Below are 26,776 nucleotides of genomic sequence, written 5' to 3'. Positions count from 1 at the left end.
AAGCCACAACAGTTAGCATTCACTTACTGTCTTCTTAGGAGGAGCCTTGGTTGCAAAAGTCATTAGGCCGATCACAGCAACCCTCTTGTTGGCTTTGGTTGTCCTGATCATTGTTTTCCGCCCCGACCGCGCAGCGAGGGCCGCTGTTGGTCTGACGGCCCATAGTTTATGCTCGGCAGTCTTTGTTGAGAAAGCGGATCCAGACGCGACTTTCAGAGAGATGATTCGACCAATGGTCGGACCAAAGATGGTAGGTTTGATCGGGTATCAGGTCGATCGCGCGAATTTCTCAGTTTCCGTTTCATTCGGGGGGCTGATCCACGCAACTGCGCACGATACACCTGGCTATGGCTGCAGAGTCGAATACCCTGCAAATCTACCGTTGTCTGGTTTGCCCCAAACTTCAGAGGCCGCTTCAACATCCAGCGGGTTCGATTCCGACGCTTTGGTGGTGGGATCCGATCCTGCGATCCGTATCGCTATCAATCGGATATTCGCCGAAGAACCCGGTCAACCGACTAAAGACGTCAAGGCGGTCGTTGTGGTCAAGGACGGTCAAATCATCGCGGAACACTACGCTCCGGGGGTGGGGGTGGAGACTCCGTTGCTCAGCTATTCGGTCGCAAAATCACTTACCAATGCATTGCTCGGCGTCTTGGTCCACCAAGACCGATTACATGTTGATCAGCCTGTCGGAGCTCTGGAGTGGAGCGACCCCGGCGACGCGCGCAGGAAAATTACAATCGAGGACTTGATTCGGATGCGGAGTGGTCTGAACGCGGCGGAGGCCGGCAACGGTTTCGATCCCGTATCGCAGATGGAGTTTTGCCAGAGCGACATGGCCGGTTTCGCCGCAAAACACCGTCTGAAGAAGCCACCAGGCGCGGAGTGGGAGTACACCTCCGCCAATACCTTGATTCTTGATCGACTGCTGGGGCAAGTAGTCGGGGGAGGAGCCGCCGGTATGCGCACGTTTGCAGATCAAGAGTTATTCAACCCACTTCATATGAGTGGCGTCACAATGGAGTTCGATGGCCGCGGTGTATTTGTGGGCTCTTCCTATATGTATGCACCTGCCCGGGCATATGCCCGGTTCGGACAACTCTACTTAGACGACGGGGTCACTCCCGAAGGGCGCCGGATCTTGCCTGAAGGTTGGGTCGCGTGGTCGAGCCGCTCTACCTTGGGTGCGCCTTATGGGGCAGGTTTCTGGACCAACGATGGTTCCAGTTCGACCGCAGCGTGGCGGGTAGAACATGGTTTTCCGAAGGATGGCTTTTTTGCGAGTGGCATCCTTGGACAGAGAATCTATATCGTGCCATCTAAGCATGTAGTCGTGGCCCGATTCGGCTACTCCCGCCCCCCAGATTTTGGCATCGCTGACGACATTGCCCTCATTAAAGTGGCCGTCCTCACATTGCCGCAAAACCGCCAACGAGCCAATGAAAAATAGAACCCACCAATGCCAGCTAGTCCATATCTGCTTTTCAAACACTATGGAGGTTAGGCGTGCGAGAGTGAGTCGACGATCCGAAATATTTCGACTCAGATCGTTAAAACATAGGATAAGCGGTTCACGGTTCGCCGATCGGCAAGGTCAGTCCAACCTCAACCCGGTCCATCACAACGATGGATCGGAACCATTTGACGTTTTTGTTTTCGTAGAAGAGACGACTGGCAAGAACTTCGTTAGTCTGCCATGGTCGCAACAGTAACGACCAGTACGAAGTCGGCATCGCCGGTGACGTAGTAACACTGCTGAACTTCCGGTCCGGACAGATGGGCCTTCATCGCGCCAGATCTTCGAGGTGCGTGCGCTCGGCATGTACCTCGACGAGGATGGTGATCGGTAGTCCAATCCTTGTTGGATCAACGACAGCGACATTTGCCTGAATAACGCCGAGTTCCTCCATGCGCCGAACACGTCTTTGCACTGAGGCGGTTGAGAGATTTATTTGGTCGGATATGGCGCGAAGCGGGGTGGTGTTGTCTGCCTGCAAACGCTCAAGGATGGCATAGTCAAATCGATCAAGGTCAGGAATTTTGTTTGGCATGATGTCCAGTCTCTTTGAAACGAGAAAATTTCCCAAATAGGGACGTAATTGAGGGCACCCTTCTCGTCTTTGTCGGGATATATTCTCATCATAATCCCTTCAGCGCGCACGACTATTGGGGCGTGACCTAGCTATCACTGGCACAGCTGATCGGCGGAGATTCCATGCACTGGCGCTCAAAACTTATCCATCCGGCGGGTCACGCTCCAGCGGGTTTTCGTTCTCTGGTGATGCCAACTTATCGGGCGTCGACCGTCTTATTCGAAAGTCAGGCGGACGTATCGGACGATTGGCGTCAAGGTGAGAGTGGATATACCTACGGCCTATATGGTACTCCGACGGTCCTGGAACTTGGGGCGCGCATTGCAGAGCTCGAAGGTCACCATACCTTTGTCGTGCCGGGCGGACAAGCCGCAATAGCGCTCATCTATCTCTCTTTCTGTAAAACAGGAAGTCACGCTCTTGTCCTTTCACAGCCTACGGGCCTAACCGTGAACTCGCAGCTGGATTGCTAAAAGGACTCGGTATCCAGGTTGAGGCCTATGACCCTCTCATCGGAGCCGACATTGCCAAGCTCATTCGAGACGACACCGCTCTGGTTTGGACGGAGAGTCCCGGCTCGGTAACGATGGAGGTGCAGGATGTGCCGGCTATCGTTGCAGCTGCGCATGTGTACGGTCTGCCGGTCGCGCTCGATAATACCTATTCTGCGGGCGTCTTGTTCGACGCCTTCGCCCATGGTGTCGATGTCAGCATGCAAGCCTTGACCAAATATGTTGGCGGACATTGCGATCTGCTGCTAGGTACAGTGTCAGCAAGTACTGAAACCGTATATGAGAGGATAGGGCCGGTTCTGAAGCAACTCGGCATGGCAGCGTCACCAGATGATGCGAGCCTCGCGTTACGAGGGCTCCAGACTCTCGCCGTGCGATTGGATCGACTAGAAGCCTCAACGCTCGAGGTCGCTCGATGGTTGGCTGACCAGCCGGAGATCGAAGCGGTATTTCACCCCGCTTTGCCTACATGCCCGGGGCACGAGGTCTGGAAACGCGACTTTCTAGGTTCGAGTAGCGTGTTTTCGGTTCTTTTTGACAGCAGAGTCGACCCAGATCGAGTCCAAGCCTTCGCCGATAGTCTCAATCTCTTCAAGATCGGCGTTAGCTGGGGTGGCGTCACATCTCTAGTTGTCCTTTATCCGAATCTCGACCGGCCTGACAAAAACTACGATCGTCGGCTAGTTCGACTGAACGTCGGACTCGAAGATCCGTCCGACCTGATCGCCGATTTGGATCAGGCGCTCCGTCCGACGAGACGGGCTGTTGAAACATGATGAACCGTTCGGGTCGTTTAGCAGCATTTTGCACTTCGTCATAGTTACGGCAATAAATGGAGTGATCCCAATGAAGAACCCGCCAATTCGTACGCCCAAGCCGCCCTACTATGCCGTCATTTTCGTCGCGAAGCTTCGTGACTGCGACCTGCAGGAGTATTTCGAACGAGCCGAAGCTCTTACGAAGAGAGCCTGGGAGTTCGGCTTCATGGGGGAGGATGCAGTTCGGCTCGAAGACGGTCGGTTCATCGGAGTTCAATACTGGCCGACACTCGAACATGTTGCGAAATGGCGCCAGGACTTCGAGCACGGCATAGCAATCGACGGAGGATGGAAGCTCTGGTACGAATATTATTACGAACTAAGAATTGCAAAGGTGGAGATTGCCAAATCTTTCTATCCTGACGGCCAGCTGGATTTGCAGTAGCCGAGTCCTCAAGACTACACGGTAAATAGCTGTGGTTGGCTGCGCTAATGTAGTGCGGTCCTCAACGGGGAAGTCCCTTGGCTGAGGTCAGCGGCTCGTCTTCTTTCATGACCTCGTTGCACCTCCTCTGAAGGAGAGAGACATCCCCAATGGACACGTCTACAGAGAAAGCTTTGACAAGAGCGAGAGAATCTAAAGCGGCCTATATCGAGAAGAGAGTTGCAGTGGATCGCGATGATACGAGCGCTGGTGGTTCCAGCAATGCCGGCAAGAGCACATCATTGAAACTTAGTGAAAAGTACTTTGCGGTTGATCGCGTTTTGAGCGACGAAGCTCAGTAAACGGCTGCCCTCTAGGGTAAGCGCTGCGATTTTTTTTCGAGACGGCTGTTCGAATAACGAGACGACAAGCGTAGCGACGGCTCTGTCTTTGATGATCTTCCAGGTTCCGCGGACAAAACCATCGACCAATATGGTCGGATTGCCGATGCCGATACGCTACCGGTATTCCTGAGGAATAATTCGCGTTCGATCGGCGTGTGCAAGGAGAATATTGTCGTATTCAGGCAGGAATCGTGGCGGCGCTGGGGTATCTGGGTCCGGCAATGGTCCCTCAGGGACGTCAAATAGCTCGCGATTCCTCTCATCATAGAAGGTGCGCAAGCGTGGACGGAGGGATTCCAATATGTTGCTCAGCCCCGTCAAACCGGACCACGCCTGAACGTCTGCCGCCGTGGCTGGTCCGAACGCCGCCAGATAACGGAGGATCAGCGGTTTGGGCGAAGTATCTGCATCGAAGGGATGGCTGAGCCATTCTTCGGCGGAGGCCCACGTTGACCGGCCACTCAATCCCCAGAGCCCTCGCGGGGGGCCTGTACCATAGGGATGTGAGTGCGAAGGGCATACGCTACAGACTGACCGTTTAGGCCCGGCAGATATTGCTCTAGTAGCTCTGCGAGCGCTGCATGCGTCAACAATCGGTCTTTGACGAGAGCCAGCCCGGTGGAGACAAGCTTTTCAGTATCGATTTCCAAAAGGTTTTTGCCGAACTCCGAGCTATGAAGATGGCGTTCCAATACTGGCCGAACGACCGCCCACGATCTGCGGCAGTCGCCTGCCGTTACCAGATGAAGCGTAGAGCGCATCAGCACAATACGCACGACGAGTTTGTCCTTGATTAGTTCGATCAACTCGGACGGAAGAAAGCCGTCAATCCGTGCCCAGAGACCTATATAGGGTGAATTGGGCAACTGAGCTTGCGTCCCAGCCAGTCGTTCAATCGTCTCCAGCGCCGACAGCTTCGATCGGCGTAAGAGAAACTGGCGTTCAAGGAGAGCCCGGTTGAGAGCGCGCTGGCTCAAAACATTGCTGAATCCACTGCGATCATGAAAGTTTGCAGGTTCTTTAGACATTGTGTTGAGTGTAGGCGATCTCACCATATCAGACTTTATACGACTAGCAATTGGACTGCTGACCAAGGTTGCAGTTGCGCTGTGTAATGAATTGGAATGCTGATCACGTTCTAGCCAGGCGCTAACATCTATCTCAGCTGCACCTGCCGACCGACCAAGAAGCGATCCGAATCGTCCCCGCTGATTCTCGTAATTGGGCTTATAGATCAAGCTGCGAGTCTTCTTTTTTGAGCTTTCGTACCAATACCTCGGCAAGCGCGTCAGCAGCAAGCGGAGCAAACCGGAAAAACAAGACCGGCTCGATCAGTTCAACCTCCATCACCAGCATGCGCCCCTCAGCAGGAACAATATCGACGCGCGCATACACCGGTTCGCTCGGAAGCGTATCCAGCACGCGCCGCCCAAATGCAATCTCTTCTGCATCCGCATGGTGAACCGTCTCCAGGCTCTGCCCCCCGGCTGGCCCGGCAGAGAACGGCGCCTTGCGCGCTGCATGACTAAAGCCGCCATCGATGAAAACCAGCGAGCGTTCCCCCGCGCTCTCCACCTCGTTCATGAACGGTTGAATCATCGTGTCGCGCTCTAGAACCAGTTCCTTGAGGTACGAGCAAGCCTCATCCGCAGCCCCGCCAAGCTTGAATTTGCGTGCCCCAAACGCGCTCCCGGCGACGCAGGGCTTGATCACAATCTCGCTCCATCCGCGACTCCTGCACACCTCCATCAAGTCTTGCGGTTCTTTACGCTTGAGGAAAATCGTTGGAACAACCGCAACTCCACGCCTCTCGATATCCGCGATGTACCGCTTATGCATATTCCAGCGAACAAGGTCGCAATCGTTGACCAGCGACGTCGATTGTTCAACCCGTCTCAACCAACCTTCAAACTCTGTCGTGCGATGGAAGTAATCCCATGTGGAACGGAACATCGTGACCGTCGAATTCCCCCAAACAGTACTTGCGTCGCTCCATGGTGACACTCGAACCCTCACTCCCTTGCGTTCGAGAGCCTGTTGCAATAGTTGGTCGTCCGGGGTCAGTTCGGGCTGTTTCTCATAGGTAAGTAGGGTGACATCGAATGGCTTCATAGCAAAATCATAAGAATTATGAGTGGTATGTTCGAGGACCATTTTGCTACGCTAACACCAGACCACTTTAGAGGGCACAATGCCGAATCGCACGGAAGCACTCCTGCCCGTTGTTCTTGATCCGTCTAAACAGACCCTGATCAAACGGCAGCTTTATCTGGGACTGCGTGACTTCATCCTTGCCGGTACGCTTCCGGCGGGCGCTCGTCTCCCGTCGACGCGCTCGATCGCTGCTGCGCACGGGATCTCTCGCTCAACCGTCGTCGATGTCTTCGAACAACTGCTGGCGGACGGGTTTGCGACAGGAACGATTGGTTCCGGAACTTACATCAATAAGGTTGAGAAAGTGCCTTCAGATAGGGCGCAATACCCTCTCAAAGGGAACTCTCGCCTCTCGGAGCGGGGTCGGCGCATCTTGCACACCCCCGTAACATATGCAACTCGTAAGCGCATCACTGGGGCGTTCCGGAATGGCCTCCCAGCACTCGATCTGTTTCCTAGAGAGAGTTGGGCGCGTCATCTGGCGAGTGCGGCGCGCCATGCCTCGGCGGCAATACTCGATTATGGGGATGCGGCCGGCTTCTTGCCTCTAAGAACCGCTATCTCAGAACGATCGGCGAAGATAACCGGCATATTTGGACGCAGAAGCGTAACGATGTCCGCGTCGGCAAGAAAATGGAAGCCAGCTGGCAGAACTCCGATGACCGTATAGCTCTTGCCATCCAAGTCAATTGAGCGTCCCACGACGTAAGGGTCTGCTCCAAAACGCTCTCTCCAGAGATGGTTGCTTATCAGGAGGACCCACTGTCCATTCGGCTGGTCTTCGGATGCCGCAAAATCCCGCCCAATGACCGGCTCAACGCCAAGTGTCGCAAGAAAACGAGAAGATGCTCGAATCCCTAGTATGTGTGCGGCTCTTCCCGGAGCTGTTAGATCAAAATTATGAAATGTCACCGCAGACATTCCGTCAAATGATCGCGACGTACGTTCCCAATCCTCAAAATTTGGATACGAAACAGCCAATTGCGGAATTCCTGGCCGGTTCTGCCAAAGGAACACGAGGCGATCGGCGTTCGGGAATGGCAGCGGCGCGAGTACCAATCCTTGCACGATACTGAACATCGCAGTGTTCGCTCCGATGCCGAGCGCAAGGGTGATTAGACAAACGGACGTAAAGCCAGGGGATCTTCCTAGCTGGCGCAATGCATATTTTAAGTCTTGAGATAGTCGCTCGAATGACGCCCACCCCCAGGCCTCGTGAGTCTGTTCTCTTATCAGGGTTGTGTTGCCAAAGGCGCGTCGGGCTGCATAACGCGCCTGTTCAGGTGAGAGCCCTTTCTCTCGCTGTTCTTCTTCTTCCAATTCGAGGTCGGAGCGCATCTCACGCTCCAGGTCCTCGTCTCTCTTCCCGATCTGCCACCATCGCATCTCAGATCTCCTCGGCTGCAGGCCACATCACGCGAGCAACTGCGTCGGCCATCTGCTTCCATTGCGATTCTTCGATCACAAGCTGCTTTTTGCCTTTTACCGTCAATCGGTAAAACCTCAATTCCCGATTGCGATCCGGGGCCGTCTCCCATTTGGAAACAATCCATCCTCTTCGCTCCAGACGATGCAGCGCGGGATAAAGTGAACCGTGCTGCATTTGCAGAAAGTCGTTAGTGGTTCGCTGGATGTGCTTGCCTATCTGGCGACCGTGTGAAGGACCGTAAAGAAGTGTGCGGAGGATAAGCATATCCAGGGTTCCCTGAAGAAGGTTCCCGCGAGAGTTTTTCTCCATGTAAGAGATCCAATCCTCAATACGAAGCGATGGTAGACGTTCGACTATCGTTCGTCAAGAATGGTTTTTTACGTTCACGGTCAATGCCCTTGAGGGTCGGTAGGAAGCTATCTCATGTTTTGTGTCAAAAGATCGGTTTATCTCACGTTTTATGTCACGGCGGACCACTATTAGCGTGTAATCATGCGGTCTTTTCCTTTGCCGTCAAGGGTCGAGATCCAGGAATATGTGACAACCTACAGTTCGATATCCCTCCCCTTCTCCTTCCGTTTGATGTTCCGTGTTGGGACACTGCTACGGTCAGCTTCCGACAACTTAGACATCTGCGCCGAACCGGCTTTCAAGAGGTTCGAAAGTTGAATCCCCTTCCCCTCTGCCGGTATGACAGTAAAGATTGGCGTCGCTCCGTCCGCACCGAGACGAGCTTCGAGAGTGAAGACACCTTTTACGGTGATCGGTGAGGCTGCACCCGTTTTCAGGTCGGCTTGTATGCTGTCGAGCAAGCTGCGTGCCTCCGTAATGCCAGTGACCCCGGACAGGAAGACATTAGCTGCCGCGACATCAGTGAGCTGGAAGGCTGCTTGCGGCGCTTTCGCCACTCGGAGCTGAAGGTTGGCAAGCTGGGTCGCCATGACGCCGTATTTATCCAGACGCATTTGCATATGGGCTGTGTGCCCGATACGTTTCAGGATGGATCTTGTTCACCATGACGTGAACGTGGAAATGGTGTTTGTCATCGTGAGCTGCGATCAAGTATTGATGCTCAGCGAAGCCCAATTCTTTGATTGCGGTTTTCGCCGCGTACTCCCACTGATCCTTCGTCGGTGTCTCTCCTGGCGGCCAAGCTATCTGGAAGTGGTACACCGCATCCTTATTCGTCTCGTTCTCTCCAGCAGTTCCAAGCATCTCAAGGTCCGCTGTTTCTACCGACAGGAGGTTATCTGAGATCAATACGATGCCCCTCTCTATCTCTCTACCAGTTTCAGGATCTCGCTCGCGAACAAGATAGTTCTTTAGCTTCGTGAAACTTGTGCCTTTGTCACGTCTGTCGCTCGAAACAGGTGCCAGCATTATGCCCCCTTCTCTCTCAGGCTTTTCAGCGTGAGCATGATCTCAACAATCACTGCATTCAACTGAGGGCGGTACTCCGGTGCTTGCGTGATACACAGCTTCTGCAATCCCCCCAAGCGATTCAATTCCGCCATCGCCTTCACGTTGAGCTTCGAGTGCAGTCGTTTCCCCAAGGCGCACCGACGTATGTACTCACTAGTGTTGAGGCCAGCTTGATTCGCCAACATCTCTACTTTCGCCTTATCCTCGTCGGTCATTCGGACCGGCACTATCTTCTTCGTGGTTTCCGTTTTCGGTCGTTCCATTTCACTGCACTCTCTTTCCTGTTTTATGTCCTACATTCACTACCGGGTCTCGGGGCGGAGCCCTGAGTTCATTGCGAAAGGACAAACACGAGTAGCCGAAGGCGGATTGGGTTTGGAGTGGTGGATATGCGAAAACACCCGAAGGGGGTTTTTGTATATACATCGCATGACTTGCCCGCTAACTTTAGACGTTTGATCGACTGGTCTGATTTGACGGAGATCAGATGAACATTCCCGAATGCAAAACCGTGAAGAGAGTGTGGAGAAAGGCGTCACTAAAGTGGAGACAAAAGACGGACGGAAGTGGAGACAAAAGACGGACTGAAGTGGAGACAAAAGACGGACTGGAGTGGAGACAAAAGACGGACCGAAGGGGAGACAAAAGACGGACTGGAGGGGAGACAAAAGACGGACTGGAGGGGAGACAAAAGACGGACTGGAGGGGAGACAAAAGACGGACTGGAGTGGAGACAAAAGATGGACTGAAGTGGAGACAAAAGACGGACTGAAGTAGAGACAAAAGACGGACTGGAGTGGAGACAAAAAGACGGACTGAAGTGGAGACAAAAGACGGACTGGAGTGGAGACAAAAGACGGACTGAAGTAGAGACAAAAGACGGACTGGAGTGGAGACGAAAAGACGGACTGAAGTGGAGACAAAGACGTCACTAGACCGAGACAAAAGGCACCATCGGACCGAGACAACAGGCCTTACTAGACCGACGCAAAAGGCGTTAGTCGTAACCGACGCAAAGGCGTCGCTACACCGCCGCAAAAGCGGTCAGAAGCACCGCTAATAAAGCGTCACTAAACCGACGCAAAAACGGTAGAGTCGTTGGACCCGACTAGCGGAATATTGGAGCGGCCGGTTCGCTGAAACCAGTTCGCCCTTTCCTAATTTGGAAGTGGGGGGAGTCGGTAGCCGGGACAGTTTGAATGTTTCAGTCATGCACACAGAATTTGCCCCGTATTTATTGTCGGGCTCCTAACAATAGAGATAGTTAGAAATCAGGCGAGAAGGCAGTTAACATACAACCTATGGCAAAGCTTGATCGTTCTCCAACCCCCCTTCTTGAGCTATGGTTGGTATCGCACTCAGCGGACCTCTCAGCGACGGATCGGAGTCGCCAAGAGCTACTAATCAATCTGTATAATGCGATTGCAGACAGGCTAGACCCTCCCCCTGAAGAAGAAGCCGCTCTCTGGTCAAAAGGTATCCGCGTGATCGATCACGCCGACGGCACCAGTAGTACGGTTCCTTGCTGGACCTCGCGGTTGGAGTACGAGGCTTGGCATCGGGTTCGCTTTCCAGGTACTTTCGTATCGCCTAAATCAGGAACGAAGAGGTAGAATCGGCTGTAGCTTTGCTTGGGCCAGCAATCAAAGTGAAGGGGACAAGTGAGCGTTCAGACCGCGGGCTTGTTGAGTCGGACATCATGTTGAGTGTTGTGACACCGGTCCTGTAACTTGCAGGGCCGGTCGTCTTTTGCCCGGTTCAACTCTTTCTCGTGGGGAACATGAACGTTCTTCTAACCAATATAAATACACGATTAGCATTGATCGTGGCATTGCCAGATTTGCCGTGTGCAATGGTGTGAGCCCTTCGATGATTGGACAGAGTCAGAGGACTCTGAACCCGCAATACCCGGAGGAAGCCCCTGGACGCCTCTCCTACCCTTTGAGAACGGATATGCCAAGCAATGGATTCATCGCGTTCATGCAGGGAATAACCGGAGCAGGTTTGTTCACCAGGCTGCGGCGCCCCGGCGCACCGACAGAGTTCATTGTCTCCCGTACAGTGGAGGAATATCTCGAGAGCGGGGAATTCGAAGAGACTATGGTCAAGGACCGCTTCCACGTACTTCCCCCGAGATAGCCGTCATTCCGAACCCAGAGATACTGGCCCTTTACGCCCGGATAGGTCCCGACGTGCTGACGTTCATCGTGAAGGCGGTCGGATCATAGTCTTCGGACGGACAGCTCATTCGCGCTCTGGCCGCGTCATCGCCATCGAAGGCGACACCGAGATCAGCCAGCTCGTCGAGCAGACCATCTATATCCCCCAAGGCCCCCGAACTACTCCTACCCATCTTAGAAGTAGTCCCCCTCCAACTCCTCGCCTACCACATAGCCGTACCCCGAGGCTGCGACGTAGACCAACCCAGAAACTTGGCCAAGAGCGTTACGGTTGAATAACCTTTGATGTATGGCAGATAGAGATCCCGACGAGCAATACCTAAAGGTACTCAAGTCCTTTCGCAAGTTGAGTAGAGAGGCACGGTGGGCTCTGTTTCAGGCTCAAGGTCTCGCTGGCGGCGAACGTCGTCATTGGAGTTCCGTCCTCCAAATTCGCATCTGTCTCATCAGCGAGAGTATTGAACATCTGTGCCCGGACGAGAGCAGTCCCGAGGCGGCAAAGCACTGGGATTTTTCATCCATTGCGAGTCTTTCGCGAAATCTTTTCGAAGCCGTGGCATTTTTCAACTACATTTCAACACCAGTCAGCCCAGAGGTTTTCACTTTCCGGGTTCTTCTTATGGAATACAACGATTGCATGAACCGGCTACGAATTTTTAGGCAGATGGATATGCACGATCAAATCACTCGCGGAGAAGTAGAGGCTGCTACGTTTCAATCGCAACTAACCGATGATAACCACTTTAGGACCCTCGATCCTCATCAACAGAAGCGAGCAATGACAGGTCTCTATCCAACTCTGATTAGCCTGCGTGAGATGGCTGGACGAGTAGGCCAAAAGGCAGAGACATGGGGCATATATGACTATCTATCGACTCATTCTCACACGCTTCCAGTAAGTTTTTTCCGAATCACAACGCAAAGCAGAACAGGAAAAGAAAATGAGAGCGAGAAGGCGCTTCTGACTGGAACGCTGGAGATGCTAGTTGAACTAGTGGACGAGAGTGTAACCTTTTATCGGAACGATCATGCTGAATTTGTGTCATTCAAACCGTTGCTTTGAGAGGCGGATGGCCTGCTCATAAAATAGCGGGCTGAGGTTCTTGGAGTTGTGCACGCACGAGGTTAGGTGTTCGAAACTACTTCGAAAAGTCCTTCTTCACTTTTGCGTGTCAAGATGACAATGCTTCCTGATCCGAATGTTCCATCAGTGACTCTGTAGTATTCGAAAAGAAGGATATCTTCGATTCCGTCACCGTTAAAGTCCGCTCTAGCTACCTCGATCAATTGTTGCGACATTCCACCGCCCGCTTCCTGAACCGATAGGAGATTCTGGCTCACCTGCGTAATAACAATAGATCCGTCATCCACTTTTTGTTGGTATGTAGACGAACTGTTTGTCACACCATCGGTGTCTTCCCCAAGTACGGGAAACATAGTGAATGGTAAAAGCTTCAAATCAACTATGCCTACGCGCGGTTCGGCTATAAAACTCTTCTGAGCGGTCGTCGCCTTTCGGAGAACGCTTAACAATCCGCATTGGTGCCGAAAAAAAACTTCCATTTTCATGTCGAAGGTGGTCCGCGCATAAAACCCATCTTTGATCGCAGCGTCGTACTCTCTGCAAGTTCGAACATATATCTGTTCAGATGGGTCCTTCGTTAGAGAGACTCCGTTGATGTCTTCAACTTTGTTTTGGCCGAGCTTGATAGGACGGTCAAGGAGATTCTCTATATCTGTCTTTGCTACAGCACTAACCTCGTCCTTGTCGGCGAATTGCAATCCCTGAAGTAGCGTGAAGATCTCTTCAGGATGTTTCGTATATTTCTCGAGGATTTCTGTAACTTCCGTCGGCGTCAACTGCCCCTTCTCGATCGCTTGCTGCAACAGAATGATGGCACGGCTGGCTAGATTGCGATTCGCGATCTCAGCCAAGTGTTTTTCAACGGATGGTTTGTTCTTCGATGCTAAGGATAAAAAATAACGCGTAGCCCCCTCATCAAGAATAGAGCTGCCTTTCTGGAAATTTGTTCCAGCGTCACACGGTAAAAGGTTTTCATAGCCGTGCACATCGAAGTCAGCCGGCAGTCCCAATCGAGATTTGAGTACTTCCAACTGCGACGGAGTGTCGAGCAGACTTTCAGGAATAATGTGATCAATATGAAGACTTCTCACATCGAGCAACCGGCTTGTGTAGGGGCATTTCTTTTGGCACGCCAGCCAAATCGCTTCTCTCTGCGCCGCACTGAAGTTTTGTTGAGACATTCTTACTTGCGATCCTTCATGCTTTTGGGTACGAGTTTGACGCGCCAATTCGCAAGTTTTTTGCCTGGGCGCACATTCATTAAATGACCGTCCAGCGGTTGAACACCCGAATCAGATCTTTCTCTTCCATATCATCTTGAAACCTTTTACACCGTTTGGATGACTTCTATTCTCGCCGGATACGTCAAACTGATCTAAATTCGGCATGTGAATTATTCTATGTATTCCATTCTCATCGCCTTTTGTATATCTGTAATACCGGGTAGGGGGATAGGAGGGAGGAAAAGTGCACCCTCTCGGCGAGCCAGCGATAGTGAACAGTGAAAGATCTTGAGGACTCAAAGTTCCCCTCCTAAACACTGATTTCGTAATCACCACATGATCTGTTGTTATATCGGGGAAAATAAAAAAATAGATATGTAGAAAAACCTTGCAAATTAAAATGTTTCTGTTAGTCTGCGCGTACCGATTTACCAAGTACTTGCTGAGCGGGATCTGTATTTGAAGTATCGAGAAGGCTCGACGGCTTCCAGCCGCGCGGCCATCCCACCCTGTAGAGCAGTTCCGGGCCCTATCCATCGCAAACATAATTCGCGTTTGTCTTCGCTACTCTAAATCTTTGGAGGCTCTATGGCCTGCACACTTGCGATCTGCTCTAGTGCAGAGGCAGACTACCAAGGCGCTACGGGCGCTAATTTTGAGATAGCTGTCAGCTCTTCATCTGGCACTGCCACGCTAAATTACGCGCGCTACAACGGCGCTGGTCTTACATCGGCTCCTTGGACGTTTGCCATCGCTGCAGACGTCAATGTCCTCACATTGGTAATTGAAAGCACTGCGATGGGGGATCGAATCTCCATCAACGAGATCACCAATGGTTGCAAGAAAGTTCTCGATGCCTTCGACTACACCCCATCACTTGCACCGGAAGGACTGGAGATCAAGGGCTTATGAGAGCCATTCTCTTTTTGCTTTTTCTACTAACGTCGCTGCCATCGTTCGCGCAAGCACTGGCGAATGCCCCTGGCAACTATGCTCGTTGCCACAACAATGATGTCTTGACAAAGGAGAACCGTGCGAAACCCGAGAATGCGGAAGCCGTTAAACTAGCCATTGGCATTTTGCGCCCCTGCAACCTACCAATCGTCGAGCAATATGTTCTGGCACATCCACCTCAGTTTTCCGAGGACCAACAGCAACAAATGGCTCAGGATCTCCTTACCTACGTGGAGCAGGCTCGACAGGACAAGCAGGTTGGGGCGTCGGCCAGCTCGGACGGTACCACTTCGCTAGTGAGCAAGGGCGTCGGGGCGATTGTGGGTGTGGCCCTAGAGAGTGGGTCAATCCAGCAGACTACCAGTGGCAATGTCACCACAGTGACGCTCAACACCGCTCAGGCTGTCAACTTCTTAAGCGCAGGAAATATCAAACCATGCCCCGTCATCGAATCAGATTGTGGCTTTGGTCGGAAGCTCTTGACCGGGCTTACCGTTGTTACTTCCTACGATGTCTCGCAAGCCAATACCTCCACAAACAGCACGCCAGCAGATGACGCTCTTTCCAGCTTAGTGGGTAGTAATGCTCCTGCTTTTACAGGTGTTTCTGCTCGCTTTGACTTCCACGCCCGTAAAAAGAATGTGCTGATTGGTGACCTCGTAAAAACCTACCAATCATCGGCTTACCAAACGCCGACAATCGCTTACGCCGCTGCTTACGAAAATCTGGCAAAAACGATAACGTCCGACCCCGACTATCAAAAATACATTTCCAACGCTTTAGTCGGCCTTGAAAACACCGCTGTCACCGACACGGATGCAAAAGTGGATGTCATTCTCACTGACTTGGAAATCAACATCGCGAACCTCATTAATCAGAAGGCACCCGCAACAGTGGAGTTTAAGACCTATGCTTCCGCAGAGAATGCCTATAGAGGTGCACGCGACGCCGCGCTCGGCGCTATTCTTAATAAATGGACGGCTTCTTTCGAGTATGACTACGACCGTCTACCCAGCCAACCCGATCAATCGAGTTTCAAGGGTATCTACAGCTATCGGAGCGATGCTAACAAAGACAAAATCTTGCAGCTGACGGCGAACGCGAGCACCACCATATATAACTCTCTCCTTGGCAGCTCGACTTCGCGCATCCGAAGCGCACAGGCGGCTTTCCAACTTGACTACACTGCAACATCTACTGCCTCCAAGGTGCAGACAGCGGTCAGCGGAGGTTACTACTTTCAGTACATGAATGCCAACGGGCTGCTCACTTTGCCTGCGACTCAGCTTGCGCCGGGTACGGCGATCCCGTTACCCGGTAATGCTTCTGAGCTGCTTAACACGACCGGCCCAATCCATGTCGGACAAGGCAAAATAACTCTTAGTTTAAAAGGAACAAACGTGAACGTTCCGTTGGCGCTGACTTTCTCCAACCGCACCGATTTGATTAAAGCAACGAAAGTAGGCGGCAACTTTGGCATCACATACGATTTCAGTTCACTCTTTGGCGCACTGAAAAATTAATCCATACCTCAGACGATTAGCTCGGTGAAAAGTCGTTGACAGCTGAATCAGCTTGAATCGCCATATTCAACGGGTCAGAGCAAAGTATGCGATTGACGAATCGCAACGTTGGTACTAGAGTTTTCGCTACCATGAAGCAAATGAAACCGGGCCAGCTTCGTTTTGGGGGTATGACTTCGAAGCGCATCACAGTGTTCGTGCTCAACTGCCTACGCTTTGAACACCCTAGACCCGGTCCCCGATAGCCAATCGGAGGCAACCATGCCGGACAATAACGGACGGCGTCTCGGTAAAGGACTACTTGTCGTAGGCGCACTGGTGATCCTCGCGGCCGTCTGGCTAATTAACGAGGTACCCCACTGGAAGCTCGAGCACGCCGTCCGCACGAAGTTGTCGGAGGGCGTGCCAAAAATCGCAAGTGTTCAGGATGCTCGAATAGATGCGATAGAGCGCTCCCGCGCTTCGCTTGCCCCGAACCGAATGCCAACACTGGAACTTTACTTCAGCGTGTCGCCTAAAAACCTAGAGCAAGTCTTACCGGCTTTGCTTAAAGATCACATTCCTGCGATAAAGTCAGCGAAATTAATAATGGGCCATCAGGAACTAATAATAGACGTAGCTTTCGAACATTTTGAGCAGCGCTATAAAGCAAGGATTAGGGGCAATGCAATCGTTCACACGACCGTGGCGGTTGCTAATGGAAAGTTGAAGCTGATTTCTCACGTAAGCGATCTTGAGATCAAGTCCGTCTCGATAGGCCGGTTAGGAAATGTAAGTATCATCGCGGCGGCTTTTAATGCCGATGTTAGTGAATTGAAACGTCAAATAGATGCCCAACTAGACCAGCCCCCAGATCCAATACCCCTCAGCATTGTGCAAACGGTACAGCCTAAAGACGTCCTTTCGGATGCAGGCTTCATGAACGTATCTGGTCCGGACATCACATTGGCGGCAGCAGTGGGCACCTCCGCCATCCTAATCGACGACGATGGCTTACATGTTGTCGCCAATTTGATTGAACTGACGCCGTCGCGAACTAAACGGGTTATCGAAGAGTTGAAGACCATCGCCGAACAGATGAAAACGGCTCGCGGTCAGCTGTCCTCAGAACAGATCGCAATGTTGTCAAAGTGTTCTTCTAAGCCTGTCATCGACAGCGCCGAGGAAGCTGAGGAGTACAACGGGTTTCTAAAGGCATGCTCTGCGCTTAAAGATAGTGGAGACGTTGAATTGGCGATAGCCAAGAAATCGGGTATGTCCGCGGCTGATGTGGAACACGAATTTACAATGCTTGTAGGCGAGTTTCAGAAGTCAGCCAAGATCATTGCCTCTTTGGACGAGCTGGGCTGGGGTAAGACGGACATAGCTGTTTCAAAATCTTTCGTTTCATCAACTCTCAATGATTTCGCTAACGACCCTCATTACAAGGGAACTTATCGACCTACAGATACATCTTTTGCAAATCGCCAAGAAGTCACTACAGATAAAGCGCCAGACCTTAAGTGCGACGATATCCAATGTAACCCAGATTACGGCAAGTGTGTTCCGACCTGGAGTTGTGAGGGCCGCGGGTGTCCCGGAGGATGCGGACTGTTTGATGTGGGGTGTCATGCATGGAAGCCCATATGCGAAGCTCTCAAAGCTGCAGAGCAAACCGGGTGTATGGCTGATAAGGTGAGATTTCAAACCCAGTGCAATGCTACGACGGCTCTCGACAAAGCCACATGCGAAACGAAAAAAGCTGGCTGCAAGACTAACCAGGAATGGCTGAACACCTGGTCTGAAAAGCAGATTGGGCTAGTAGAGAGTTCGGGCTTGGTGCAGGCACTCACCGTGAACTTTGAGGTCAACAGCTTTAACACTTCGGCCTTACTTGATCAAGTCACGATCGGCGCAGTCTTCTCCGCATCCGGGGAGATTAATGGAAATGCAAAGTTCACTCCCCGAGATCTCGGTAATTTGGCGTGCGTCGGTCAGTGGAACGCTGGCCTTCATGCGGGAATTACAAGCAACACTAGTTCCTATTCAATAACTTCGAAACTGGTGCGCGTTGAGAGGCAAGGCGAGGATCTAGTTCTCACATACACCAGCGATCCCTTGCCCATAGATATCAAATTTCACCCGTCTCCTTTTCAAGCTCTGCTGGATAACAATCCCAAACTCTACATTCAATGTGCTGGTGGAGTGATCGGAAGACTGTCAGGGACGGGGTTCAAGGAGGATTATCCCTACACGATTCCTTCGAAGGAAACAAAACTACACTTTGCGAAAAATACGACAATCATTCTCGGTACTACCCTTGATCTCTATCCGGAATGGGGGGGTACCAGTAAGGTCATACGATTTTTACCGCACTCACCTCGTTGGAAATTATAGGAGAAAAGATGAAATTACTAGCTTTTGGTGCAAGCCTCATTGTGATTCAGCTAGGCAGTTGCCTGAGCGATCTTACTGGAGGCGGCGAGAAGTGGAAGGTCGTAAGAGCCCCCGGCACGAATAGTTGTGCCGCGATTAAGGACACTGCAATGGATCCGAGCCGTCCTGAGGTGCTCGGTACATATTCTGGTGAGGCAGCGGCTACAGGTGCTTTGAGCGACTTTAAGAGTAAACCAGATCCAAACCATGCGGGCATGGAGGTGTGTATGTAGCGAAAGTGCGTGGCGCCGTCGATTTTCACGCAAAAAAATAGATAAATAAATATCTATCTGAGCGAGTCAAAAGAAAACTTGCATGTCTACGCCAACTCAACCAGCGCTAAATTCCGTGCCAGTTCATCCGTCCACCTAAGTTTAGCTAGTTCCGTCAGTTTACGTCTGTCATCGAGCACATGCATCCGCCGATGGCAGTTCGGGCACATCGCGACCGTGTTCTCAATCGTGTCGTCTCCGCCGCGCGCCAGCCAAACAATATGATGACACTCAAGATAGGGTTGTATCCAATCCTGATTTCAACTTCCAGTCGATCGATTGCTAGGAAGCTTAACGTTTCGCGCGGTTATGCAGCCAATATTAGAAAAGGGCGAGTTCCCCATCCGAGACACTGGAAAGCGCTTGCTGAGCTAGTTACATCAGAACGCTAACGCGACTACATAACCATTTGACTTGTGAGTAATCTTGCCCTCCCATAGCATTTGAGATCAGAGCCAGTAAATAAAAAGCCGAAAGCCTTGTGGGCTGGGGTGTGGATTAGCATAGAAGCTTCAAAGTTGAGTTCGACCGGCATACCATAGTGAAATGGCGCGAATTCCCGGCACCAATCTAAACATGCTTGAGTTACCTCCCAACCCGCCAAAAAGCGCTGACCCGTGTTGGTGTACCTCGGGCCTTCCTTACGAAAAATGCCACCTTAATCGCCAAGATCAGATCCCGGAATCGAAGTGGGATATCTTGCATCAGATGCGGCAAATGCACAATTTGGCTTATTGCACACATCCGGAGGCGTCGGTCCAGACGTGTAGCGGAGATATTGTGCGCGCCCACACACTTCAGCGTTCTGGAGCCTTGGCCATAATATCCAAGGACCGCCACGTGTATGGGATCGTCGAAGGTGATCTCCCGGACAATAACGGAAATCCTCGCTATAAACTTATCGGAATCAACCAGGCTTCAACCTTTACGGGATTCTGCGCACGGCATGATGCGGAGTTGTTCAAAGAGTTGGAAACGAAGCCTTTCATTGCTTCCAAGGCTCAACTATTCCTCCTTGCTTACCGCTCGATGGCCAAGGAGATCTACGCGAAGCGTTCCGCAATGAGATTGATACCCCTATTGCGCAAGGGAGACGTGGGTAAGGACGCGGTGGAACAAGTGCGCCTCCAGAGCGAATTGTTCATCCATGCTCAACTCCAACAACAGGGACTAGACGACCTGGAATCTTCATGGGCTGACTATCAAGCGGCCTTCCTCGCCGGCGACTATGATCGGTTCTCCGCGTATTTGATCTTTGCATCCAGTACGCCAGATTTTGCGGTTAGCGGCGGATTTTATCCCGAGTTCGATTTTCAGAGTCGGGCCCTTCAGAGCCTAGCCTCACTGGAGCCGCTGGATTTCTTGTCCTTCTCGGTCATTCCGTTTCAATCGGGAGGAGTCATTGCGCTAGTCTGGGATTCAGAAAGTGCTCGAGCCTGCCAGCAATTCGCGGCGAGCCTCGACCGCCTTAACAACAATGAGATTCCCGACGCATTGGTGCGATTGACCTTTGAGCATTTTGAAAACACCTACGCTAACCCCCGATGGTGGGAAAACCTCTCGGACGAACAGCGGCAACAACTTCTTGGGCGACTGGGGAAATCCGCATCCAACCAAGTCAATCGTCTGGCGGATTGTCTGTCAGACGATGGCTTGCGAACCGCCACGTGGAAAGTTATCTCCAAAGAATGGAGATAGATTGTTGCATGTCAAAAAAAAACGTAGCACGTCCCGATCGTAAATATGTAGCACCTCAGGGGCAATCATGCCCCCTTTTCGGACTGTGAAGCGTTAGCCCAAACATTGGATATCTTAGCGCCAGAATATACTCATCTCAGCAATGTCTAACCCCATTCCACTTGATGCTTGGCCTCTTCCTCTCGCCCACTGCGGAAAGCCGCTCGTCGAGGCGGCTGACGAACGAATTACCATTGCAGAAATTAGCGATGATTCGATAAACGGCTATACCGGCACTCGAATTCTCCACACAGCTCTGGTCCCTATAGAGGATCTCGATGGTGTGATGAATACCATTGACGGTTTGGGTCAGAATGTCCGTACGATTTCAGAGAACAGATCGTTTGACCAAGATGGAGTGTTTTCCCCTACTTTTTGGATGTATGGGCTGAAGGCAACCAAGCGTTTTGAAAGCCTGATTAATTATTGGGGCAACGGCACTAAGGAAATTCTTCTACCCGATAATGGATTTCTACTGCGCTTTAAACTCTTTCCACGATTCCTCGATGATGAGATCGCATGGGATGACTACGATCTTCCGTTGTACGATGTCGTGCGCTCCAGTCCCGTCTCACACTATAATTTTCCCAACGGACGATCGGGCGCACGCATTACCGTCCGACGTGACTATCTCGACCGGTACCTCTCACATAAAAATTGTGCAGCCGTCGCTACTTATTTCGACGAACGTTTATCGACCGGCGACCCCGAGGTGGCCGCGCTGATAAAGGCTGGCGTTTACGATCTCAAGCAACCTGGACGAGAACTTTGGTTTAAGAATCTACTTCATCTTGAATATGAACAGATCTCGCAGGTATGGGCACGGCACTTTTGCTTAAACCCAGCGGCGTCTCGAGCTATCAAAAGGCCACACCGATATTGACTTGGCCGGACCGTGCTGACCCGGTCGACTCAGAAAAACAAGGCGTCTTTAAGGTGATGGAGACGGTGTTCGTGAAGGACGAGGTTTTGATTGAGTATGAGGATAAGTCTGACTACGAAATTCACGCGATCACGGGCTCCGTCGGATACGAGAACGAATGGACTGTCGGCCACACGCATCGCATTGGTCGAAACCATATAGAGCTAGAGCTTCGAAAGCTCTACGAAGGTGCACCCACAGACGTCATCCTTCACTTCCACAAATTTTCCGTAAAGGAGGCGGTGGCGGAAAAAGATCAAGAAGTGAACGGAAAACGGAATGTTGGCGAACGCGCGCAAGAGTTGATCCTAACCTATCTTGAACTTACGAAAACTATCTCCGAGCTTTCCACTTCAATGGGGTTTCCGATCAGCCAAGAAGACATCTGCAAGTACGATTCGGTGAAAGTGGATTACAGCGGCTGGTGGAAGTACGAGGGTCTGAAACCCCTCGGAAACGTTATCCCTTTGGGGATGACCAAAGCCGCCTTTTTGGAACGCTGTAAAAACGTGTTCTCTGTGTTTGACGATTTGCAACAGCGACCGCTTCGTAAGATTGTGCTCGCGCTCGGCCTAGATAAGGATCTGTTGACGAGCTTCAAAAGCATGAAGCTCCTCTCCTGTCTATGCCAGATGTCTCAAATCGGTGTCGATTCGGGATTCAATCTAATCGACGATTCTCAAGCAATTGCCGTGAACTGGACTCCAAAAACACCGGTGCTCAAGGAACTTGAATCCTTATTCGCGGTGCAGACTCTGCGTGTGAGCGGCGCTCATAATCTTAGCAAGGAAAAAAGAGGAGAGCATCTCGCAGCTCTACAAGTGTTCGGTATCACCGAAAAGCAGTGCGCGGGAGGCTGGGGATTGGCGATGGACACGATTTATGACCGACTCATCGCTGATCTCATAGCACTAAACAATCTGATTATCGAAGCGTGGATACATACCGGGCAGTCATTCTGAACAACATAAAATCGCGCAGGCGGCCTTGGAAAGGCTCACCCACGCGGTCATGTACCCTCTCAGCGAAGACTACTGACGCATAATCATCGCCCCCCAAACTCCTAAGGGCTTCGGGAGAACCGCCACGCCCTCACCTTCTGAGGCAGTAGCTGCATGCACTATAGAGCCGCGTCAAATTGGCTACGCAACGCAAGCAGCGAGTCGGAGAGGTAGGGAGCGTTTCATGAGCCAAGAAATAATCTTGGTCATTTTTGCTCACCTCCTTTACGTACTATCTCCATGATATCGCAACGGGGAGTGGTCTCACTGAAGGGTGCACTTTTGGCGGCTCCTATCCCCCTACCCATATCTGTAATACCCAGCGCCTAAGACGTCAGTACACTCCCCGATGCTGATTTCGCCTTCCCATAGCACCTAATCCGACAATGTAAGTGCTGATGCCGTGAATTTTCGCCCCCCGTAGTAAGTTAAACTCACTCTGCCGCCCGTTGTGCGCGGTTCGGAACCTGCCTGACGAGCAAGTTCGCAATACTCACCCTGCAAAACCTCAAACGTGGCCTTTAGTTTGCGTTCGCTCCACGCCGCCGCATGGAGAGACGCCTTCGCCGTCATCGACATCCCCCTCGACATCGAAACCCTCCGCAAACAGATCGGCAAAGGCGGCGACCAGCTCATCCCCGTCTTCGTCCCCTGGTGGAAACGCCCCATGGTCGAGGAGCCCCTCAAAACCTACCGCAGCTTCCTCTTCCATCAGGACTACTTCGCGCAGGTCAAACCCTTCCCCCGCGTCCGTGATCTCTTCCTCCGCTTCAAGCAATCCGGAATCCGCACCGCCCTCGCCTCCCACATCGACAGAGCCGACCTCGACACCTACATGAAGATCGCCAACATCTTCGACCTCATCGACGAGACCACCTCAGCCGATGATGCCGCCCGCTCCAAGCCCACCCCGACATCTTCTCCGCCTCCCTGAAGAAGCTCCACGCCAAACCCACCAGCGTCCTCGCCCTCGGCGATACCCCCTACGACGCCGAGTCCGCCGGTAAAGCTGGCATTCGCACCATCGGCGTCACCACCGGCGGCTGGTCTCGCCAGGAACTCCTCGACCCCGGCTGCATCGAGGTCTACCAGGACGTAGCCGAACTCCTCGAACGCTTCGACCAAAGCGCCCTCACCCACTACGGCCCTTCTTCGAAACACCCTGTCCCGAGTTCCGAGCACTAGAACAGGCTTCCAAATAGCGCCCCTGAACCGTCCCGCACGTCTTCACCTTGATATCGAAGATCGCGGTAGCACAGCATCCTACGCTGTCGTGCCGCGCCGAAGGCAGCAGAAAAGCCCGTACCTGGGTGGTAGGGCTCGGCTCGAAAATGACTCGAGCTTGGCTCGAATAAAGGCAAGTTATTCGGAAAATGGGCGGTTTGCCGATGGTGGCTGGAAAAAGCCCGAACCCGGCTGGAAATAATGGCTGGAAAAGCCCGAACCCGGCTAGAAAAAGCCCGTACTTGGCTGGTAGCTTTGAGAGCATAATCCCGCATCTAGAGGGCGGCAAGAGCGTTCGTCGTGGCCTTTTTCCATAGCTTTGGCTGGCTCGATCTCGACCAAGGGCAGCTCATTTCGCAAATGAGTGGTTTGCGGATCATGGCTGAAGTAAAGCCCGAACCTGGCTGGAAAAAAGCCGTAGCAGTGGGAAAAGAGAGACGAAACTCAGCCTTTGTACCAAAAGATTTCTCCTAATCGACAATTCCCTTATCGAAGTGATCATCACCCTCACCGTACCTGGCTGGAAACAAAGAACTAGTTCACTGGCACGTCCCTTTTTTGCGTATCGATTACGATCCGACGATAGGAACGAGTCACGGAGTCTCGCCGATCTGAATTTGTCTGAGACCCGATCAAGGATCCACAGCATTATGAGAGTCGTCGGACAAAACCTGCTTCAGGCGTGAGATAAATACGACCGCGTGGAGGAGCCACAAGTAGACCCTCTCGTCGTGCGTCAGCGCGCAACTCTGGCCAGATTGTTTGCAGTGCCCTTATGGCGGATGAAAATCGAACCTTTATTCGAGGAAGATTGGTGTCATCCTGCCATAGTTGCTCCCGGAGATATTTCCACGGGATCAGGGACTCGTTTTCTGCGGCGTAGGAGCGCCAATATAAATAAAGCGTCAGGTCCTGAAGTTGTGATTGCCGGCGAGTCGCCCAAATGATCTCTTTAGGAATAGGGACATGGTGGCGCATCAGTTCGTCAAAAAAAACTTCATCAAGTTCGACGCCATAGTTCGCGTTTTCATATACAGGTAGTCTGGGTCGTCCCGTTTTTACCATCTCCTTATCCAATGAACTTGGCAGATGGGAACGGCGGATCACGGGCATAATCTCGGTTTCGGCGCCCCGGCTGCTGCTACGTTGAACGCCTATGGTCAATCCGCGAATTCGCTTTAAACGTTGTCGCAAGTCCCGCCGATTTTTCCCGCCGAATTGCATGTTCATATCCCTTAGAAATTCCGTGGCAGTTTCCCAACCGACGTATCGAGACTTTGTCTTTACAGCCCTGTCCAAGATGAAATGCAGCAAGCTACGATCACTTCCATATGGCAACTGACCTTCCAACGCTGTGCTGAAGGTCACCGCAACAATGCTCCCGTCACCGAGTCTGGCCTTTCGAGTGACTTTGGTTTTCGACGTGGGCGCATAAGGAAGACCACAGATGATGAGCGCTTGGGCCACCTGATACACATCACCGCTGAGTGTCCCAAGGCGTCGTGCAACTGCGATATCGATCAGCTCGAGAGATAAGCTGGCCGATATCTTGGCGCCTGAAGGATTGAGAGGAGGTTGCACCAGAGATCCCTAGTCAACCCCGATAATTGCTGCGATTTTCACGCTGGAGAAATATACGCGGCGACCAAGACGTATCCTGGCCTCATTGACACGACATGAAAATTCGCTTTGGGAACGGAGGCTGATTCTAAGGCCTTCCGAAGAGCGGTCAAGTATTTTGGCGAGCTGCGCCAAAGTCAGTAAAGGGCCGTATTGGGTAATGAGTATTTCAGCTATGGACACCGTAACCTTCTCCTAAATGGCAATAAGGTGACGGTAGACAATTCCGCTTTTGAAGTAATGATGCCTCAACAATTGGCCGATATGGTTGACATGAAAGGTGAGATCAACCGAAAAGCGAAAATCCCGATCCACGAAGGCTGCGATCCGAAGGTCGCAGCCGCGATCAAGAAATTTGCAAATCGATTAGACAAGTACTCATCCGGATCGCGTCGCTATTCGATTTACACATTGCTGTCGGAGACGACAGATGGCGCCTGGCGAGATTACATAGCTTCACTGCCTGATGAATACGTAGGGAAGACGCTTTGCCGGACCCAAATTCTTAGCCTTATGGCAGAGCAGAACGGGTTCTCATGCTTTCATTCCGAATTCACTTTCATCGTCAGATTGGCTGAACAATGCCATGCGAAAACATCCACTCAAGCCAAAAATGCGATGGGTGTCGTGCTCGCTGCTTCAAACCACGATCTCCGTACGATTCACGAGAAATTCCGAGCGACGGTCAGCTCCGTACGAGAATTGGCATCTAGGGCCGAGCTCAAGAAGCCACGAAGAACCTCAGCAGGACGACTCAACGCGCGCCGAATTAAACCGCATTGTGAGCTATGTGGCAATCCTCCTGAATTGGCCACCGTAATTAGGGGAGCTGAATGGCCGCGGGATGATCCTACGCGGAAGGCGAATCTGAGTTCTCAATATTGTTCCGATCACCGCCCAAAACACCATGATGGAAGTTGGAACCCAGCTTATCGACGGGCTCGAAGAAGCAAGGAGAAGTTTGAGTCCGAAATTATCAGGGTTGAGCATCACACATGTAATCTTCGGGGCATCGACGCAGCTAAAAGAAAAGGTCTCGAAGACCCTTTTCTTTGGGTATTGGCGCGAGTGCTGGATTTGTATCTCTTCGAGGACGAACGTTGCCGCGATGTCGTCCGTTTCCTAGTCGACTCCAGAATCGATTTGCGAAAAAAACAGATAGTCATGATGTCAGCGGAAGGTTTCAATCAATCTGAGATTGCACGGCAGCTCGGAATCTCCCGTCAGGCAGTCTCAAAGACTGTCTCATCAGAGGCCTTCAAGAATATTTCTATCATGTACCGCTCCGGCGTTTGGCCACGTAATCCATCAAAGCTACCGAATCTTCCGCTCCCTGTATCACCGGCCAAGCCAAGGCTCAAGCTTGTTGACGGAGTTCCCGCTGTCCAGTTGCGACGCGTCAACCAAGGTTAAAAAGTGCAT

General features: G+C 51.9%; 26 protein-coding genes and 6 pseudogenes. 19 read left to right on the top strand and 13 right to left on the bottom strand.

All coding sequences use genetic code 11. The annotated features are described in order from the left end of the window. Positions 1 to 46: 46 nt before the first annotated feature. The gene (locus tag RBB76_RS06590; RefSeq protein ID WP_429628208.1) at positions 47 to 1,453 is read left to right on the top strand and encodes a serine hydrolase domain-containing protein; all 1,407 of its coding nucleotides are present in this window, start codon (positions 47 to 49) and stop codon (positions 1,451 to 1,453) included. A 236-nt stretch (positions 1,454 to 1,689) separates the two neighbouring features. Here RBB76_RS06590 and RBB76_RS06585 read toward each other — a convergent pair whose 3' ends face one another. Then, positions 1,690 to 1,791 carry an Lrp/AsnC ligand binding domain-containing protein gene (locus tag RBB76_RS06585; RefSeq protein WP_429628209.1) on the bottom strand — a complete coding sequence of 34 codons (102 nt, stop codon included), beginning with the start codon at positions 1,789 to 1,791 and terminating at the stop codon, positions 1,690 to 1,692. Continuing rightward, positions 1,788 to 2,054, bottom strand: a complete 267-nt coding sequence (locus tag RBB76_RS06580; RefSeq protein ID WP_429628210.1) for an Lrp/AsnC family transcriptional regulator — start codon at positions 2,052 to 2,054, stop codon at positions 1,788 to 1,790. Before RBB76_RS06580 ends, RBB76_RS06585 begins: the two co-directional genes overlap by 4 nt. Positions 2,055 to 2,218: 164 nt before the next feature. Between RBB76_RS06580 and RBB76_RS06575 the strand changes: the two are divergent. The 3 genes and pseudogenes from RBB76_RS06575 (at position 2,219) to RBB76_RS06565 (ending at position 4,152) form a co-directional block, all read left to right on the top strand. Beyond that, positions 2,219 to 3,384, top strand: a pseudogene (locus RBB76_RS06575) (cystathionine beta-lyase). 70 nt (positions 3,385 to 3,454) lie between these two features. Then, entirely contained in the window at positions 3,455 to 3,811 is a 357-nt protein-coding gene (locus tag RBB76_RS06570) for an antibiotic biosynthesis monooxygenase family protein (RefSeq protein WP_429628211.1), read from the top strand. A 149-nt stretch (positions 3,812 to 3,960) separates the two neighbouring features. After that, on the top strand, positions 3,961 to 4,152 hold the full coding sequence (locus RBB76_RS06565) for a hypothetical protein (RefSeq protein ID WP_429628923.1): 192 nt from the start codon (positions 3,961 to 3,963) through the stop codon (positions 4,150 to 4,152). Here the strand turns inward: RBB76_RS06565 and RBB76_RS06560 are convergent. The 3 genes and pseudogenes from RBB76_RS06560 to RBB76_RS06550 all read right to left on the bottom strand — a co-directional run bounded on the left by RBB76_RS06560 (position 4,090) and on the right by RBB76_RS06550 (position 6,306). Beyond that, positions 4,090 to 4,659: pseudogene (locus RBB76_RS06560) on the bottom strand (winged helix DNA-binding domain-containing protein). The gene RBB76_RS06565 and the pseudogene RBB76_RS06560 sit on opposite strands and share 63 nt — an antisense overlap. Beyond that, positions 4,656 to 5,222, bottom strand: coding sequence for a DNA glycosylase AlkZ-like family protein (locus tag RBB76_RS06555; protein WP_429628212.1), 567 nt, complete (start codon positions 5,220 to 5,222; stop codon positions 4,656 to 4,658). Before RBB76_RS06555 ends, RBB76_RS06560 begins: the two are co-directional and overlap by 4 nt. 199 nt (positions 5,223 to 5,421) lie before the next feature. Continuing rightward, positions 5,422 to 6,306 (bottom strand): ATP-grasp domain-containing protein, encoded by an 885-nt coding sequence (locus RBB76_RS06550; RefSeq protein WP_429628213.1) that lies wholly within the window; start codon positions 6,304 to 6,306, stop codon positions 5,422 to 5,424. 79 nt (positions 6,307 to 6,385) lie between these two features. Between RBB76_RS06550 and RBB76_RS06545 the strand changes: the two are divergent. Then, positions 6,386 to 6,625 (top strand): annotated as a pseudogene (locus tag RBB76_RS06545) (GntR family transcriptional regulator); the annotation flags it as partial. Positions 6,626 to 6,867: 242 nt separating this feature from the next. Here RBB76_RS06545 and RBB76_RS06540 read toward each other — a convergent pair. From RBB76_RS06540 to RBB76_RS06520, 5 genes are all read right to left on the bottom strand, one after another. Beyond that, positions 6,868 to 7,734, bottom strand: coding sequence for an ABC transporter permease (locus RBB76_RS06540; protein ID WP_433963526.1), 867 nt, complete (start codon positions 7,732 to 7,734; stop codon positions 6,868 to 6,870). Position 7,735: 1 nt separating this feature from the next. Further along, positions 7,736 to 8,086, bottom strand: coding sequence for a PadR family transcriptional regulator (locus RBB76_RS06535; RefSeq protein WP_429628215.1), 351 nt, complete (start codon positions 8,084 to 8,086; stop codon positions 7,736 to 7,738). Between the two features lie 236 nt (positions 8,087 to 8,322). Beyond that, complete coding sequence (locus tag RBB76_RS06530) at positions 8,323 to 8,718, bottom strand: hypothetical protein (RefSeq protein ID WP_429628216.1); 396 nt, start codon at positions 8,716 to 8,718, stop codon at positions 8,323 to 8,325. A gap of 10 nt (positions 8,719 to 8,728) precedes the next feature. Next, positions 8,729 to 9,157, bottom strand: coding sequence for a relaxase/mobilization nuclease domain-containing protein (locus RBB76_RS06525; RefSeq protein ID WP_429628217.1), 429 nt, complete (start codon positions 9,155 to 9,157; stop codon positions 8,729 to 8,731). After that, complete coding sequence (locus RBB76_RS06520; RefSeq protein WP_429628218.1) at positions 9,157 to 9,462, bottom strand: plasmid mobilization protein; 306 nt, start codon at positions 9,460 to 9,462, stop codon at positions 9,157 to 9,159. The genes RBB76_RS06525 and RBB76_RS06520 overlap by 1 nt, the downstream gene beginning before the upstream one ends. A gap of 224 nt (positions 9,463 to 9,686) precedes the next feature. Here RBB76_RS06520 and RBB76_RS06515 point away from each other — a divergent pair, with 224 nt between their 5' ends. From RBB76_RS06515 to RBB76_RS06505, 3 genes and pseudogenes are all read left to right on the top strand, one after another. Beyond that, on the top strand, positions 9,687 to 9,971 hold the full coding sequence (locus RBB76_RS06515; RefSeq protein WP_429628219.1) for a hypothetical protein: 285 nt from the start codon (positions 9,687 to 9,689) through the stop codon (positions 9,969 to 9,971). 1,476 nt (positions 9,972 to 11,447) lie between these two features. Next, positions 11,448 to 11,658, top strand: a pseudogene (locus tag RBB76_RS06510) (glutamine--fructose-6-phosphate transaminase (isomerizing)); the annotation flags it as partial. A 10-nt stretch (positions 11,659 to 11,668) separates the two neighbouring features. After that, positions 11,669 to 12,442, top strand: coding sequence for a DUF5677 domain-containing protein (locus RBB76_RS06505; RefSeq protein WP_429628220.1), 774 nt, complete (start codon positions 11,669 to 11,671; stop codon positions 12,440 to 12,442). A 62-nt stretch (positions 12,443 to 12,504) separates the two neighbouring features. On the opposite strand, the gene RBB76_RS06500 is transcribed toward RBB76_RS06505, so the two are convergent. Next, positions 12,505 to 13,644: an HNH endonuclease gene (locus tag RBB76_RS06500; RefSeq protein WP_429628221.1), complete on the bottom strand. Its 1,140-nt coding sequence runs from the start codon at positions 13,642 to 13,644 to the stop codon at positions 12,505 to 12,507. A gap of 630 nt (positions 13,645 to 14,274) precedes the next feature. Between RBB76_RS06500 and RBB76_RS06495 the strand changes: the two genes are divergently transcribed. The 4 genes from RBB76_RS06495 to RBB76_RS06480 all read left to right on the top strand — a co-directional run bounded on the left by RBB76_RS06495 (position 14,275) and on the right by RBB76_RS06480 (position 18,811). After that, positions 14,275 to 14,598, top strand: coding sequence for a hypothetical protein (locus RBB76_RS06495; protein WP_429628222.1), 324 nt, complete (start codon positions 14,275 to 14,277; stop codon positions 14,596 to 14,598). After that, positions 14,595 to 16,163 (top strand): hypothetical protein, encoded by a 1,569-nt coding sequence (locus RBB76_RS06490; protein WP_429628223.1) that lies wholly within the window; start codon positions 14,595 to 14,597, stop codon positions 16,161 to 16,163. The genes RBB76_RS06495 and RBB76_RS06490 overlap by 4 nt, the downstream gene beginning before the upstream one ends. Positions 16,164 to 16,424: 261 nt before the next feature. Continuing rightward, entirely contained in the window at positions 16,425 to 18,539 is a 2,115-nt protein-coding gene (locus tag RBB76_RS06485) for a hypothetical protein (RefSeq protein ID WP_429628224.1), read from the top strand. Between the two features lie 8 nt (positions 18,540 to 18,547). Further along, positions 18,548 to 18,811, top strand: coding sequence for a hypothetical protein (locus RBB76_RS06480; protein ID WP_429628225.1), 264 nt, complete (start codon positions 18,548 to 18,550; stop codon positions 18,809 to 18,811). Between the two features lie 86 nt (positions 18,812 to 18,897). Here RBB76_RS06480 and RBB76_RS06475 read toward each other — a convergent pair whose 3' ends face one another. After that, positions 18,898 to 19,098 carry an HNH endonuclease gene (locus tag RBB76_RS06475; RefSeq protein ID WP_429628901.1) on the bottom strand — a complete coding sequence of 67 codons (201 nt, stop codon included), beginning with the start codon at positions 19,096 to 19,098 and terminating at the stop codon, positions 18,898 to 18,900. Between the two features lie 298 nt (positions 19,099 to 19,396). Between RBB76_RS06475 and RBB76_RS06470 the strand changes: the two are divergent. From RBB76_RS06470 to RBB76_RS06445, 6 genes and pseudogenes are all read left to right on the top strand, one after another. Next, positions 19,397 to 19,510: pseudogene (locus tag RBB76_RS06470) on the top strand (SEC-C metal-binding domain-containing protein); the annotation flags it as partial. Positions 19,511 to 19,630: 120 nt separating this feature from the next. Then, positions 19,631 to 20,548, top strand: coding sequence for a hypothetical protein (locus RBB76_RS06465; RefSeq protein WP_429628924.1), 918 nt, complete (start codon positions 19,631 to 19,633; stop codon positions 20,546 to 20,548). 142 nt (positions 20,549 to 20,690) lie between these two features. Next, positions 20,691 to 21,470 (top strand): hypothetical protein, encoded by a 780-nt coding sequence (locus RBB76_RS06460; protein WP_429628226.1) that lies wholly within the window; start codon positions 20,691 to 20,693, stop codon positions 21,468 to 21,470. Then, on the top strand, positions 21,404 to 22,471 hold the full coding sequence (locus RBB76_RS06455) for a hypothetical protein (RefSeq protein ID WP_429628227.1): 1,068 nt from the start codon (positions 21,404 to 21,406) through the stop codon (positions 22,469 to 22,471). Before RBB76_RS06460 ends, RBB76_RS06455 begins: the two co-directional genes overlap by 67 nt. A 553-nt stretch (positions 22,472 to 23,024) precedes the next feature. Then, positions 23,025 to 23,606 (top strand): annotated as a pseudogene (locus RBB76_RS06450) (HAD family hydrolase); the annotation flags it as partial. Positions 23,607 to 24,034: 428 nt separating this feature from the next. Continuing rightward, positions 24,035 to 24,208, top strand: a complete 174-nt coding sequence (locus tag RBB76_RS06445) for a hypothetical protein (RefSeq protein WP_429628228.1) — start codon at positions 24,035 to 24,037, stop codon at positions 24,206 to 24,208. A gap of 174 nt (positions 24,209 to 24,382) precedes the next feature. Here RBB76_RS06445 and RBB76_RS06440 read toward each other — a convergent pair whose 3' ends face one another. Next, positions 24,383 to 25,315 carry a hypothetical protein gene (locus tag RBB76_RS06440; RefSeq protein ID WP_429628229.1) on the bottom strand — a complete coding sequence of 311 codons (933 nt, stop codon included), beginning with the start codon at positions 25,313 to 25,315 and terminating at the stop codon, positions 24,383 to 24,385. 192 nt (positions 25,316 to 25,507) lie between these two features. On the opposite strand from RBB76_RS06440, the gene RBB76_RS06435 reads away from it, so the two are divergent. Further along, positions 25,508 to 26,767, top strand: coding sequence for a helix-turn-helix domain-containing protein (locus RBB76_RS06435; RefSeq protein ID WP_429628230.1), 1,260 nt, complete (start codon positions 25,508 to 25,510; stop codon positions 26,765 to 26,767). Positions 26,768 to 26,776: the final 9 nt, after the last annotated feature.

This window comes from Tunturiibacter psychrotolerans (genome assembly GCF_051013365.1).
GTDB classification, from domain to species: domain Bacteria; phylum Acidobacteriota; class Terriglobia; order Terriglobales; family Acidobacteriaceae; genus Edaphobacter; species Edaphobacter psychrotolerans_A.
Note: the sequence above shows the minus strand (reverse complement) of the source record. Positions and strands in the feature narration are given on the sequence as shown.

Excerpts from the sequence above, each read along its gene's own strand:
- RBB76_RS06585 (WP_429628209.1), bottom strand. The coding sequence starts at position 1,791 with ATGAAGGCCCATCTGTCCGGACCGGAAGTTCAGCAGTGTTACTACGTC.
- RBB76_RS06580 (WP_429628210.1), bottom strand. The coding sequence starts at position 2,054 with ATGCCAAACAAAATTCCTGACCTTGATCGATTTGACTATGCCATCCTT.
- RBB76_RS06570 (WP_429628211.1), top strand. The coding sequence starts at position 3,455 with ATGAAGAACCCGCCAATTCGTACGCCCAAGCCGCCCTACTATGCCGTC.
- RBB76_RS06565 (WP_429628923.1), top strand. The coding sequence starts at position 3,961 with ATGGACACGTCTACAGAGAAAGCTTTGACAAGAGCGAGAGAATCTAAA.
- RBB76_RS06555 (WP_429628212.1), bottom strand. The coding sequence starts at position 5,222 with ATGTCTAAAGAACCTGCAAACTTTCATGATCGCAGTGGATTCAGCAAT.
- RBB76_RS06550 (WP_429628213.1), bottom strand. The coding sequence starts at position 6,306 with ATGAAGCCATTCGATGTCACCCTACTTACCTATGAGAAACAGCCCGAA.
- RBB76_RS06540 (WP_433963526.1), bottom strand. The coding sequence starts at position 7,734 with ATGCGATGGTGGCAGATCGGGAAGAGAGACGAGGACCTGGAGCGTGAG.
- RBB76_RS06535 (WP_429628215.1), bottom strand. The coding sequence starts at position 8,086 with ATGGAGAAAAACTCTCGCGGGAACCTTCTTCAGGGAACCCTGGATATG.
- RBB76_RS06530 (WP_429628216.1), bottom strand. The coding sequence starts at position 8,718 with ATGGCGACCCAGCTTGCCAACCTTCAGCTCCGAGTGGCGAAAGCGCCG.
- RBB76_RS06525 (WP_429628217.1), bottom strand. The coding sequence starts at position 9,157 with ATGCTGGCACCTGTTTCGAGCGACAGACGTGACAAAGGCACAAGTTTC.
- RBB76_RS06520 (WP_429628218.1), bottom strand. The coding sequence starts at position 9,462 with ATGGAACGACCGAAAACGGAAACCACGAAGAAGATAGTGCCGGTCCGA.
- RBB76_RS06515 (WP_429628219.1), top strand. The coding sequence starts at position 9,687 with ATGAACATTCCCGAATGCAAAACCGTGAAGAGAGTGTGGAGAAAGGCG.
- RBB76_RS06505 (WP_429628220.1), top strand. The coding sequence starts at position 11,669 with ATGGCAGATAGAGATCCCGACGAGCAATACCTAAAGGTACTCAAGTCC.
- RBB76_RS06500 (WP_429628221.1), bottom strand. The coding sequence starts at position 13,644 with ATGTCTCAACAAAACTTCAGTGCGGCGCAGAGAGAAGCGATTTGGCTG.
- RBB76_RS06495 (WP_429628222.1), top strand. The coding sequence starts at position 14,275 with ATGGCCTGCACACTTGCGATCTGCTCTAGTGCAGAGGCAGACTACCAA.
- RBB76_RS06490 (WP_429628223.1), top strand. The coding sequence starts at position 14,595 with ATGAGAGCCATTCTCTTTTTGCTTTTTCTACTAACGTCGCTGCCATCG.
- RBB76_RS06485 (WP_429628224.1), top strand. The coding sequence starts at position 16,425 with ATGCCGGACAATAACGGACGGCGTCTCGGTAAAGGACTACTTGTCGTA.
- RBB76_RS06480 (WP_429628225.1), top strand. The coding sequence starts at position 18,548 with ATGAAATTACTAGCTTTTGGTGCAAGCCTCATTGTGATTCAGCTAGGC.
- RBB76_RS06460 (WP_429628226.1), top strand. The coding sequence starts at position 20,691 with ATGTCTAACCCCATTCCACTTGATGCTTGGCCTCTTCCTCTCGCCCAC.
- RBB76_RS06455 (WP_429628227.1), top strand. The coding sequence starts at position 21,404 with ATGGGCACGGCACTTTTGCTTAAACCCAGCGGCGTCTCGAGCTATCAA.